A 12,965-nucleotide genomic window follows, 5' to 3' on the forward strand; every position below is an offset into this window, starting at 1 on the left:
GGGCCAGACCGAGCAAAGCGCTTCCTGAAACTCATGCACTCACCACCGCATCCGCACCCCCAAACTGCCAATCAACCCGTTCAAATCATTGTCATCCACATCGCTGCTGTAATCGGCGCTGATGTACAGGCTGACCAAAGGCGTCACTCTGGCTACCAGCCCCAAACCCACATCCACCGTCGAGGATTTGCGGCTGCTGCTGATTTTGTCGACCTGATCCAGGCTCACGGTATTACCGGTGTATACCGTGTGCCACACGTTGGTGCGCACATAGGGTTCGACCGGCAGGCCATTGATATCGTAACTGCCTTTCAAGCGTGCACCGACCCGACCGCTCCAGGACGACATGTCGCTGGAGGAGCCGTTGCCGGAGCCGGCATAGGGCGTATCCAGCGTAATGCGTTGATTGATCAACTGCGCCTGGGGTTCGATCACCCAGTTATTACCCAGGCCAATCGGGAAACCACCTTCCACCGACAGCGTCACCGCGCTGCCTTCGGTGGCTTGTCGCGCCCCTTGATCATTGCGGCTGTAGCCGTTGACCCGGCCGCCACTGGCACTCAAGTCTACGTGCCAGCCTTTTGGGCCGGTCAGGCTCCAGTAGGCGCCGAGACTCTGGCCTTGAAGGTTGAGCGTGTCATGGCCGGGATCGGCGAGGGCGCGACTGGTCAGCAGACCGTTGTCATTGCCCTGGAATTGGGTAGTGCCGCCGATCAGTCCGACCCGTTGGGTATGGCCGCTGTTGCTTTGGACGGTCAGCAGTGCCGGGCCTTTGAATTCGCTGGCGCCGGGGATGGAAGAGCCCTGGGCCAGATAGTCGGTTTGGGCCTGCCGTGAGGTCTTTCCATAGACGTGGTCCCAGGCCGAAGGCGCGGCGTCTTCGACCGTAAGGCGTGAGCTTTGTAAGTCTGGATTGACGCGTGAACGACCGGGATACGTGGCGGAGCCGGCGGGCAAGGTAAGGGTCGGCAGTGCCTGGTTATACCAAAGCGTTGGTTCATCCTCGGCAGACGAGGCCTGCACCTCCATGGATGAGCACAGCAGGAGTGAACTCGTGACGGTGCAAAAAGTGATTTTGATCTCTTGTGGGGTGAATGAAGTTTTCATGGGGGTCTACCTTGCAATCGCATGCGTATCTCGCTTTGGCGTCTCTCCTACCCCGAATGAGGGGCGACCGAATGGATTGGGGCAAGGTCAGACCCGCCCGTTTTTACAGGAGTCTGGTGGCTTGCCCCTGATGGATTTCCGGGGGTAGTAAGCACTAGCTAAGAAGACTGCTGGCGCTGCGTCAAGAAAGTGGCCGATAAGCGGTATGGCTATTTTAGGCGTTGTAAGTGACTGATTTTTGGCGCGTATATAAGTTGTTGTTTGTGCGAAAAATCATCCAGAAAGGCGCGGCCCAGACACGTTGGGTAGGGGGCTATCGGTTGTTTGGTGGATGATCCAGTGCAGGATAAACAAACGGCGTCGGTGCGCTATTGCTGTCATTTTTTCTGTCAGAGTTGGCAGTCCTTGGCGACTGTCATTTGACGGTGTTACAGGCGCACTTCCACCGCCAGCGGCAAATGGTCCGACAGATGCGTCCAGGGTTTGTGGCCAAGTATTCGCGGTTCATGACTGCTGGCGTTACGCAGGTAGATCCGGTCCAGGCGCAGGAGGGGAAAACGCGCCGGGTAAGTTTTCGCCGGTCGGCCATGATGGCGTTCGAAGGCTTCATGCAGGTAGTCGCGCCGGGCGAGGGCGGCGTTGCCTTGCAACTGCCAGTCGTTGAAATCGCCGGCAATAATCACCGGGGCGTCATCGGGCAACGATTCGAGCAACAGGCAGAGCAACTGCAGTTGCAGTTGTCGATGGCTTTCCAACAGGCTCAGGTGCACGCAAATGGCATGCACTTCGGCATGCCCTGGCACATCCAGTACGCAATGCAACAACCCGCGCCGCTCGGGGCCGGTAATCGAGACGTCGAGGTTGCGAAATTCGCGGATCGGGTATTTCGACAGCAGGGCATTGCCGTGGTGGCCGTCGGGGTAGACCGCGTTGCGACCGTAAGCGAAATCGCTCCACATGCTGTCGGCCAGGAACTCGTATTGCGAGGTCTGTGGCCAGTCGTTGTAGCGGGAAGAATGCCGGTCGTGCTCACCGACCACTTCCTGCAGAAACACCAGGTCTGCCGACGTGCTGCGTACCGCTTCACGCAACTCCGGGAGGATGAAACGCCGGTTGAGGGCAGTGAAGCCTTTATGGGTGTTGACCGTCAGCACTCTGAGTCGATGAACCGCCGCAGGCGTGTTCGGTGGTATTGATTCGACGGCTTGTCGTTCGGCATCGCTGGTCACGTTCACTCCTCTGAATCAAGGCTGATGTATGCATGCGACTGGTGCGTGGGCGAGCAGTTCAGTTTGAGCGACGCCAATCCAATGTGGGAGCGGGCTTGCTCGCGAAGGGGCCGGTACATCCGATACATCTTCGGCGGCTGGCAAACCGCTTTCGCGAGCAAGCCCGCTCCCACATTGAATGGTGACTTGATTGAGAGTCGGGTTTCAGACAAACACAATTTCATACGGCAAACGCATGCGCTCAAGAAGCACCCGGGGCACTGACGGGGAGACGCCGATCATCGGCTCACCGTCGAGTTGGCTGGCGTAGGCGTAGGTGGCATGGCTTTTACGCGCGACGGTCCAGGTGTCGAGGCGTACCTTGCGCGCGCGATCCCAGGGGATCAGCCCATGGTCACGTGTCGGCCAGTGCCAGGCCCAAACCGGTATTTCGTTGAGCGTCGCACCGACCAGTGCTGCGGCTCTGGCGCTGGCGCGGCCGACGGCGTCGTGGTCGCGGTTACCGTCTTCGCGCCAGGTGGTGAACACCACATCGCCGGGGCGCAGGTAGCGGACGATGAATTGGGTCAGTTCAGACTCCCGTTCGGCCAGCCCGCTGTCGGTGAAGCCGGCGCGAATCCACTTCAGGCTGTGCATCGGCACTCCGAGCCGGCGCAAGGCTTCGACGCTTTCCTGGGGGCGGAATACGCTCAGGCGTTTCTGTGACCACTGTCGCGAACCAAAATGACTGTAGCTACCGTCGGTGATCGAGATCAATTGCAGAGGATGGCCAAGGGCGCACAGCTGTTGCAGGAGGCCGCCGCAGGTCACCACTTCGTCGCCAGGATGCGGCGCGATCACCACTGCGCGAGCGCCGGCCGGGACCAGGGTTTCGGTATCGATGACAGGGATGTTGTCCAGTTGCTGGGCGCTGTTCCAGATCTGCACGGGCAGACCACTTTCGCTGATGGAAACTGTTTTCATAGGCGCTACGTCCTTGTTCTGTCTGGCCCTCAGTCGTGCGCAATGCTTGCGAGGGTGCAAGCCTGGCAGACCCGTGAAGGCGGGGTAAATAGCAATTGCAGCGCTCCGAACCCTGGATTGCCGCGGGCAGAGTATTGCTCATGGATCACTATTCGTCGCCCCAGTCTTTGGTCTGATGCGGTTTTTTTAACCCAGGCTGTGTCAGGTTTCGCAAATAACCACAATCCGTGTGTAGGAACTGACGAGTGCAACGAGGCTGCGATCTTTTGATTTTGCTTGTGCGTTGACATCGAAAAGATCGCAGCCTCGTTCCACTCGTCAGCTCCTACAGGATGTTCACTCTTCTTCTTCGCGCTGCAATTCGAACAGCAGCAGCGAGCGGCCGGTGACCGAATATTGGTGACCGAACTCGAAGCGTTCCTGGCCACGAATCGACGGTTGATTGGTGTCGATCATGCAGGTCCAGAAACCGCCGTCAGGCACTTCCGGGAGCAGGAAGTTGACGATGTCATGGTGGGCGTTAACCACCAGCAGCAGGGTCGCGTCGGCGCCCTTGCGGCGAATGCCGGTTTCCTGGGCGCGGCCATCGAGCAACATACCCAGGCAACGACCGTGGCCTTCTTCCCATTGTTCGATGGACATTTCGCTGCCGTCCGGGGCCAGCCAGGTCACGTCCTTGACGCCGATGTCTTCGTTGTAGTTGCCCACCAGGAAGCGCCCGCGACGCAGAATCGGATAGGCCAGGCGCAATTTGATCAGGCGTTTGACGAACTTGAGCAGGGCCTTGCCGTCTTCGCTCAGGTCCCAATTGACCCAACCGATCTCGCTGTCCTGACAGTAAGCATTGTTGTTGCCTTCCTGGGTGCGGGCGAATTCGTCGCCAGCCACCAGCATCGGCGTGCCCTGGGACAGCAGCAACGTGGCGAAGAAGTTGCGCATTTGCCGCTGGCGCAGCTCATTGATCTCGGGATCGTCGGTGGGGCCTTCGACACCGTGGTTCCAGGACAGGTTGTTGTTGCTGCCGTCCTGATTATTCTCGTCGTTGGCTTCGTTGTGTTTGTCGTTGTACGACACCAGGTCGTTGAGCGTGAAACCGTCATGGGCGGTGATGAAGTTAAGCGACGCATACGGCCGGCGCCCACGCTGGTTGAACATCTCACCGGAGGCGGTCATGCGGCTGGCGAAGTCGGCGAGTTGGCCGTCGTCGCCTTTCCAGAACGCCCGCACGGTGTCACGGAATTTGTCGTTCCATTCGACCCAGCCCGGCGGGAAATTCCCGACCTGATAACCGCCGGGGCCACAGTCCCAGGGCTCGGAAATCATCTTCACCTGGCGCAGCACCGGGTCTTGACGGCAGGCCACGAGAAAGCTGTGACGCTCGTCGAAACCGTCGTGATAACGGCCAAGAATGGTCGCCAGGTCGAAACGGAAGCCGTCCACGTGCATTTCCGTGGCCCAGTAACGCAGGGAGTCGGTGACCATTTGCAGCACGCACGGGTGACTCAGGTCCAGGGTGTTGCCGGTCCCGGAATCGTTGATGTAGTAGCGCTTGTCGTCGGGCATCAAGCGGTAGTAAGAGGCGTTGTCGATGCCGCGCATCGACAGGGTCGGGCCTTGTTCGTTGCCCTCGGCGGTGTGGTTGTAGACCACGTCGAGGATCACTTCCAGATTGGCCTCGTGCAGGTGCGCGACCATCTCCTTGAACTCGGCGATCTTGCCGCTGGCCAGGTAGCGCGGGTCCGGGGCAAAGAATGCGATGCTGTTGTAACCCCAGTAGTTGGTCATGCCTTTGTGCAGCAGATGCTGGTCATTGACGAAGGCATGAATCGGCAGCAATTCGACGGTTGATACGCCGAGCTTGCGGATGTGTTCGAGCACGTCATCGACCATCAACCCGGCGAAGGTGCCACGCAGATTCTCGGGGACGGAGGGGTGACGCATGCTGAAACCGCGTACGTGTGTTTCATAAATGATCGTTTTGTCCCACGGCACGCTGACGCGATGGTCATGACCCCAGGTGTGGGCCGGGTCGATCACTTTGCATTTGGGCACGAAGGGCGCGCTGTCCCGTTCATCGAAACTGAGGTCGGCGTCAGGGTGGCCGATGGTGTAGCCGAACAATGCTTCGGACCATTTCAATCGACCGACCAATTGCTTGGCGTAGGGATCGATCAGCAGCTTGTTGGGGTTGAAACGATGACCGTTGGCCGGGTCGTAAGGACCGTACACGCGATAACCGTAGATCAGCCCCGGATGGGCATCGGGCAAATAGCCGTGGTAGATCTCGTCGGTGTACTCCGGTAACTCGATTCGCTCCAGTTCCACCTCTCCGCTATCGTCGAAGATGCACAGTTCAACCTTGGTCGCGTGAGCCGAAAACAGCGCGAAATTGACCCCCAGGCCATCCCAGGTCGCGCCTAGCGGGAAGGGCAAGCCTTCACGGATTCGCGAAGCCTCGGCACGAGGTTCGGGCGCGGTTTTCTTTGGACTGCTCATAGTTGCTCCTGCATGGGGTGACGGTACTCGGCTGCGATGAACCGTGGCTCTGGTTTTTTTCGAGGGCGAGCGCGCCCTCGGTGGCGAGAGACACGCCACAAATCAAGCGAGGCAAGGCGATAAACGCGTCAGGTCGTTGGCGGCTTGCGCGCAGCGCGTGGCTTTTTCTCGACGTTTTTTTCGCCAAGCGGGGTCACTGTCGAAGCAGAGGGTTTGGCTTTGGCCTTGGCCTTGGTTTTGGGTTCGACGCCTTTGGCATTGAGCTTGCCGTCGGGCTTGCCGACCGCGGACTTGGCACCGATGCTTTTGCTGCCAGCTTTCGATGACTTGCCGGGCGCCAGCGCTTTGGCTTGGGCTTCAGCGTCGGCCAGTTTGCAGGCCATCTCCCAATGGCGTTTTTCCTGGCCCGTGGGTTTTCCTTCGGATTCCCAGATTTGATAGGCAAATTCGCGGATGCGTTTATCGTCGGTACTCATCGCAATGCTCCTGAACTGAACTCAAGCTTGGGTCGTTTGGATAAAGAGATTGACCGGGAAATTCCCCAGCGCGGTGCTGACCAACAGTTCCCTGTGTTTTGTGACTATGACGCTTGTAAAAAGTCCCTTCAGATTTTCTTCAGGGGCGGCGAACGGCAACTTGACCCGTGTATCGCCCCAGAGCGGCGCATCAATCTGTGGTTCGGCACTGTTTTCCAGCAGTTCGGCACAGCGTATCGGTACTACCACGATAGCCCGTTTTCCCTGCCATTCACGAGCAAACGCCAGTACCCGATGAGCCTGGCTGCCAAGGACTTCAAGGGCTTGATAAGTCCCTTTTTGAAACAGCCCGGCATGCTCGGCACGCCGGTGTAACGTCTGGGCGATCAGGGCTTGCTTGATGCGCCCGTCACACCAGTTCACCAACAGATCGGGCAGGTCCAACCGTAGGTTGATGGCCTGCTGACGGCTGGCGTAATCCACCGGCCGACGGTTGTCCGGATCGACCAGCGTGAAGTCCCAGAACTCGTTGCCCTGATAGAGGTCCGGTACCCCCGGCACAGTCATTCGCAGCAAGGTTTGCGCCAAGCCATTCAATGCACCCGGGGCGGCGATGCTCTGCGCCGCCGCACCGATGGCCGTGCGCAGTGGCTGGCCTTCGGGGCTGAGCAGCAAGCGTTCGAGAAACCCATGGGTCGCCTGTTCATACCCCTCGTTTGGCGCACTCCAGCTGCTTTGCAACTTGGCTTCGCGCAGGGCTTTCTGTTGCCACTGCCAGAGGCGTTTGGCGTAGTCCTCGAGCGCCACTTGATCGTTGCTGTGCAGCTCCAGCGGCCAACTGCCGAGGATCGCTTGATAAAGAATCAGCTCGTCACCCGCCGAAGGCGCGCCGGGTTCAATGCGCAATTCATCGGCCAGGGGTCGCCAGTGTCCGACCTGTTCGGCATACCAGGCGCTGCGCTCGCTCAACACCGCCAGCCGCGCGCGGGTGTCTTCGCCGCGTTTGTGGTCATGGGTCGCGGTGGTCAGCAGGTTGTCGGGAAATTCGGCGAGGCGATTGGCGCTGGCGGCATGGAAGTCAGCCACCGGCGCACTGAACTGCTCGGTGTTGTAGCCGACATCGTTGCGCGACAGCAGCACCGCCGAGCGATAAAGCGCGGTGTCTTCCACTGCCTTGGCCGCCGCCGGTGAGGTCAGTTGCTGGAAGCGCACGCAGGCATGCTTGAGCAGTTTGCGTGGGCGGCCCACCGGGTGTTTGCGCCAGGGATGACCGCCGAGCCAGCCGGACAGGCAATCGAGCACGGGCCAGTCGGCCTCGCCAAGGGTTTGCCTTGCACCGTCCATGGCCTGCTGGAAAAACACCTCGTCCTGGGCGCAGTTTCGGCCCAGCGGGCTGATGTAAGTGCGATACACCGGGAAGTGCACGATCAGTTCCTGCAAGGCCCGACGAATCGCGCCGAGGGTCAGGTCCCGGGTCATCAGATCGTCCCGGGCCACTTGCAACAGGGCGTGGGCGACACTTTCGAAATCTCCGGCCAGGGAGCCGTTGAGAATCTGCTGGCGCGCCAGTTGCGCTTCCTGACGGAAATCGGCGGGCCGTTCGCTATGTCGGCTCCAGAGTTCACCCAGGGTCTGGGCGCCTTCGGGGTCGTGTTGCAGCAATGACAACTGGTTCATGAATTCGTAACCGGTACTGCCATCGACAGACCAGTCGCGGTGCAGGGTTTCGCCTTCGCCGAGGATCTTCTCGACGTAGATCGGCAGGTGCCTGCCCGGTGCCAGGTGATCGACTCTGCGCCGCAATTTGCGACAGTAACCACGCGGGTCGGCGAGGCCATCGATGTGATCGATGCGCAGCCCGTCGACAAGACCCTCGGCCACCAGCTCGAAGATTTTTGCATGGGTCGCCTCGAACACCGCCGGGCGTTCAACGCGCAGGCCGCCCAGTTCATTGATATCGAAAAAGCGCCGCCAGTTGATGTCGTCCGCTGCGGTGCGCCAGCTGGCCAGGCGATAACTCTGGCGCTCCAGCAGGTTATGCAGGCGCTGGAAACCCTCGGGGGTGAGTGAGTCATAGGTGCCGAGCGTGTGCTGGATGGCGTGAAGAATCGCCGGATCGCTGGCGAGTTCATGCAGCTCGGTTTTCAGCGCAATTGCCAGGCTGTGCGCGTCGGTCTGGTAACTCAAGGTACTGAAGCGGTCTGCCAGGGATTTGAGCTGCTCGACCTGCTCGGCATTCAATTGATCATCGGCCTTGAGCAATTCGCCGTAGTTGGTGGGGCAAATCGGGAAGTGATGTTCGTAGTGCTCGACATAAAAAGCGCCGCGCCGGGCATCGAAACGCAAGGGCAGGGTGCCGTCCTGCAAGGCGATGCCGTAATCGCTGCCCAAAAAAGGTAGCAGCAATTGGCCTTCCATCAAGGGGTCGGGCGAGTGCCATTGAATGTCGAAGAACTCGCCGTAAGGGCTCAGTCGCCCCCATTCGAGCAAGTCGAGCCACCAAGGGTTGTCGCCACCGCCGACGGCCATGTGATTGGAGACAATGTCGAGGATCAGCCCCATGTTCTGTTCGCGCAATGCAGCGACTAAACGGCGCAACGCAGCTTCGCCACCCAGTTCAGGGTTGACCGTGGTCGGGTCCACCACGTCGTAGCCATGCATGGACCCTGCGCGGGCGGCGAGCAGCGGCGAGGCATAGACGTGGCTGATGCCCAGGCTGGCGAAGTACGGCACCAGCGGCACCGCCTGATCCAGAGTGAAACCTTTATGAAATTGCAGCCGCAGAGTCGCCCGCAGCGGTTGGTTGAACGGTTGATTCATTGGTCACGCTCGGCCGCCTGAAGTCGCGCACAGGCGAGCAGTTCCAGGCGTCGGGCGGCGTCCGGATCATCGAGCAGGGCTTCGCTGTCGCCGGGCAGCCTGCGGGACCAGTTGGGATGGGTGTCGGTGGTGCCGGGCAGGTTGGCCTGCTGTTCGATACCCAAGGCATCTTCCATTGGCAACAGTACCAGCGGCGCGCGGGTATGGCCGAGGAAGCGGATCGCGGCGTCGAGCACCTGATCGGTTTCGTGGGACTCTTCGCGGAAATTCTGCGGGTCCTGGCTCAGCACCCGACGCAAACCTTCGCGCTCGCGCTCACGGTGTTGGCGCCATTCGATTTCCCCCGGGGCGTCGACCAGATTCAAGCGCGCGCTCCAGTCAATATCGCGGCCATGCCACCAGCCATTGAGCGTCGGCAGGTCATGGGTGCTGGTGGTTGCCAAGGCGTTGTCCGGCCAGTCGAGAATTGGCTTGAAGTGAGTATTGTCCTGTTCGAACAGCAGCACGCGCATGCCGAGAATCGAGCGCGCGATGAGTTTCTCACGCAGACCCTCGGGCACGGTGCCGAGGTCTTCGCCGAGGACGATGGCCTGATGTCGATGGGATTCGAGGGTCAGCAAGCGCAGCAGGTCGTCCACTGGGTAATAGAGGTAGGCACCGTCGCAGGGCGGCGCGTCGTTGGGGATCACCCACAGTCGTTGCAGGCCCATGACGTGATCGATACGCAGGCCGCCGGCATGGGCGAAGTTGGCCCGCAGCATTTCGATGAACGCGCGAAAGCCATTGCGCACCAGACCTTCGGGGGAGAACGCGGAAATGCCCCAGCCCTGGCCGGAACGGTTGAGGATGTCCGGTGGCGCACCCACGGTCAGTGAGGCGAGCAATTCGTCCTGACGACTCCAGGCCTGGCTGCCGCCGCCGTCGGCGCCCACCGCCAGGTCGGCGATCAGGCCGATGCCCATGCCGGCACCGCGGGCGGCGCTCTGGGCGCGTTCCAGGCTGCGCGCGATCAGCCATTGGCAGAACGCGTAGTAGCCGATGCGGGTCGAGTTTTCTTCGGCAAAATGCGCCAGAGCGGTGCTGCGCGGGTCACGCCATTGTTCGGGCCACTCGCGCCAGTCGAGGCTTTCACCACGCCGCGCACGGGCTTCCTGGATCGCTTCGAAGCGGCAATGATTTTCCAGCGCTTCGCCACCGGCATGGCGGAAGCTGCTGAAGTCTGGGTGCAAGGGATGTTCGCCGTGGGTGAATCCTTCATACAAGGCTTCGAGCAAGCGGTGCTTGGCTTCGGCGGCGGTGGGCCAGTCGATCAGCGGCTGCGCTTCAAGGTGCTTGAGTTCAGCGGCAAGGCCGGTGGCGTCGATCGCGGTGCGCAGGGCACGTTCACCGAGAATCGCCCCGGGCGCCGCGTACAGGCTATTGAGGAACAAACGGCTGGACGGCGAGTAAGGGCTGTACCGCTGGGTGTCGCCGCTGAACATTGCATGCAGCGGGCTGATCGCCAACGCTTCGGCGCCTCGTTCCCCGGCCACCCGGGCCAGATCTTCGAGGGCCTGGGTATCGCCGAAACCGCCATCGCCGGGGCGACGCAGCGAATACAACTGCACGCTCAGGCCCCAGGCGCGCGGGTTTTGACTGTCAACCGCGTCGCCGACGCTGTAGCAGCGCTGGGGTGCCACCGCCAGGGTGAAGGATTGTTCGTCGATGCTGACGTGCTGATAACCCACCGGCACCAGCCCGGGCAACATGGCGTTGTCATCGAGCTTCAAGTTGATCCGTGAGCCGTCTTCGAGATGGATCTCACACGGGGTTTGCGGCTCGAAGTAGTGGGCCAGGTCCAGGCCGACGCCCACATCGCAGGTCAACAGCGGTGGCAGGTGACGGGTTTGTTGCACTTCCTGCAATTGCAGCAGGCTGGCGTCGATCTCCTGGGCAGTATTGGCGGGATGGCCAAGCCCGCTCAGCACCGAGCGCAACACCGCCGGGGTCACTTTCTGTGGACGGCCATTGGCATCGATCCAGTCGACGGCCAGGCCTGCCAGGCTGGCCAGTATTTCCAGTTGCGCATTGCTCATGGGCGCTCTCCATCCGGGGGTAGCAAAGGGGCTGCGGCCGTGAGGCTGACTAGCGCGCAATACGGGGCAAGTGTGCCCTGATTCAACAGACCGGCCGATTGTGGCGGGTGTTCGAACAGCAACGTCGCGTCGGCCTGTGGGGTGTGGACCACGGGCGCGTCGCTGAGGTTCAGGTCAATGCGCAACTGACTGCCATCGCCCAACCGCCAGCGCGCCGACACCGCGCCGGCAGCCAGTACCTGCGCACCCAGCGCCTGGGCGCCGGGCAGGTGCGGGATGATGTGTTGATGGCGAATCTGCAGCAGTTGGCGATACAGCTGGTACATCGGCGATTGGCGGCTGGCGGTCAGTGTCGGCCGTGAAGCTTCGAAGGTCTGCGTCGCGTTCGGGTCGGGAATCTGCTCGCGTTTGTGCGGATCGGCAAAGGCGCTGAACGCCGCGAATTCATTGCGTCGTCCTTCGCGCACCAGTTTCGCCAGTTCACCGTGGTGGCTGGTGAAAAACAGGAACGGTTGCTCGGCGGCGAATTCGTCGCCCATGAACATCAGCGGGATCATCGGCGACAACAGCAGTAACGCGGTGGCGGCGTAAAGGGCATCAGGATGGGCCAACTGATGCAGGCGCTCGCCAAAGGCGCGGTTGCCGATCTGGTCGTGGTTCTGCAGGAACAGCACGAAGGCCGTGGGCGGCAAGTGACCGCTCGGCTCACCTCGCGGCGTACCGTGGCGGGTGATGTGGCCTTGAAACACGAAGCCCTGGCTCAGGCAGCGGGCGAGCTGTTCGGTTGGCTGCTCGGCATAATCGGCGTAATAGGCATCGGTTTCACCCGTGAGCAGAACGTGCAGGGCGTTATGGCCGTCATCGTTCCATTGCGCGTCGAAACCTTGCTCCAGCAAGCTGGCCTGGTTGTGTTCGTTTTCCGCCATGAGCCACACGTGCCGCGCCGGATCGGTTTGCCGCCGCACCCGTTGCACCAGTTCTTGAAGAAAGTCCGGGTCTTCGATGGCATGCACCGCGTCCAGACGCAGGCCGTCGAAGCGGTACTCCAACAACCACATCAGCGCGTTGTCGATAAAGAAGTCGCGTACCTCGCGCCGCCGGAAGTCGATCGCCGCGCCCCACGGGGTGTGTTTGTCTTCGCGGAAAAAGCCTTCTGCGTAGCGATGCAGGTAATTGCCGTCGGGGCCGAAATGGTTGTAGACCACATCGAGAATCACTGCCAGGCCGTGGCCGTGGGCCGTGTCGATCAGGTGCTTGAGTTGTTCGGGCGAGCCGTAGGAGGCTTGAGGCGCATAAAGCAAAACCCCGTCATAGCCCCAGTTACGTTCGCCGGGGAACTGCGCCAGCGGCATCAGTTCGATGGCGGTAATACCCAGCTCAACCAGGTGCGCCAGGTGTTGTTCGACCTCGCTGAACCCGCCGAGTACGCCGACATGCAGTTCGTAGATCACCGCCTCATTCCACGGTCGACCTTGCCAGGCGCTGTGTTGCCATCGATAGGCGAGGGGATCGACCACCACGCTGTGGCTGTCGATATCGCCCGCCTGGGCGCGGGAGGCCGGGTCCGGCACCGTAAGCTCGCCATCGATGTTGTAGCGGTAGCGGGTACCCGCGGGGCAGCGGGTCTTGATCACAAACCAGCCATCGGCCTGAGGTAGCAGTGGCAGGGATTGTCCATCTTCCAGTTCGAGACTGACAAAAAACGCATCTGGCGCCCACAAGGCAAAACGCGTGTGTTCTGCGTCCAGCATGATTGCGCCGTGGGGCCAGGTCTCAAGGGTCCGTAACGGCATCGTTGA

The 12,965-nt window shown here is 61.0% G+C and carries 8 protein-coding genes; all 8 read right to left on the reverse strand.

Annotated features, from left to right (window positions below; translation table 11 throughout):
- Positions 1-39: 39 nt before the first annotated feature.
- On the reverse strand, positions 40-1,107 hold the full coding sequence (locus PMI36_RS22475) for an autotransporter domain-containing protein (protein ID WP_008069166.1): 1,068 nt from the start codon (positions 1,105-1,107) through the stop codon (positions 40-42).
- A 428-nt stretch (positions 1,108-1,535) separates the two neighbouring features.
- Positions 1,536-2,336, reverse strand: a complete 801-nt coding sequence (locus tag PMI36_RS22470; protein ID WP_008069168.1) for an endonuclease/exonuclease/phosphatase family protein — start codon at positions 2,334-2,336, stop codon at positions 1,536-1,538.
- Between the two features lie 204 nt (positions 2,337-2,540).
- Entirely contained in the window at positions 2,541-3,299 is a 759-nt protein-coding gene (locus PMI36_RS22465) for a PIG-L deacetylase family protein (RefSeq protein WP_008069170.1), read from the reverse strand.
- Positions 3,300-3,635: 336 nt separating this feature from the next.
- The gene (glgX, locus tag PMI36_RS22460) at positions 3,636-5,795 is read right to left on the reverse strand and encodes a glycogen debranching protein GlgX (RefSeq protein WP_008069172.1); all 2,160 of its coding nucleotides are present in this window, start codon (positions 5,793-5,795) and stop codon (positions 3,636-3,638) included.
- A 128-nt stretch (positions 5,796-5,923) separates the two neighbouring features.
- Entirely contained in the window at positions 5,924-6,271 is a 348-nt protein-coding gene (locus tag PMI36_RS22455) for a DUF2934 domain-containing protein (protein ID WP_008069174.1), read from the reverse strand.
- Positions 6,272-6,292: 21 nt separating this feature from the next.
- Positions 6,293-9,091, reverse strand: coding sequence for a malto-oligosyltrehalose synthase (locus PMI36_RS22450; protein WP_008069175.1), 2,799 nt, complete (start codon positions 9,089-9,091; stop codon positions 6,293-6,295).
- Positions 9,088-11,166: a 4-alpha-glucanotransferase gene (malQ, locus tag PMI36_RS22445; protein ID WP_008069178.1), complete on the reverse strand. Its 2,079-nt coding sequence runs from the start codon at positions 11,164-11,166 to the stop codon at positions 9,088-9,090. The genes PMI36_RS22450 and malQ overlap by 4 nt, the downstream gene beginning before the upstream one ends.
- Positions 11,163-12,959 (reverse strand): malto-oligosyltrehalose trehalohydrolase, encoded by a 1,797-nt coding sequence (treZ, locus tag PMI36_RS22440; RefSeq protein ID WP_008069180.1) that lies wholly within the window; start codon positions 12,957-12,959, stop codon positions 11,163-11,165. The genes malQ and treZ overlap by 4 nt, the downstream gene beginning before the upstream one ends.
- Positions 12,960-12,965: the final 6 nt, after the last annotated feature.

This window comes from Pseudomonas sp. GM79 (assembly GCF_000282495.1).
In the GTDB taxonomy this organism is placed as follows: domain Bacteria; phylum Pseudomonadota; class Gammaproteobacteria; order Pseudomonadales; family Pseudomonadaceae; genus Aquipseudomonas.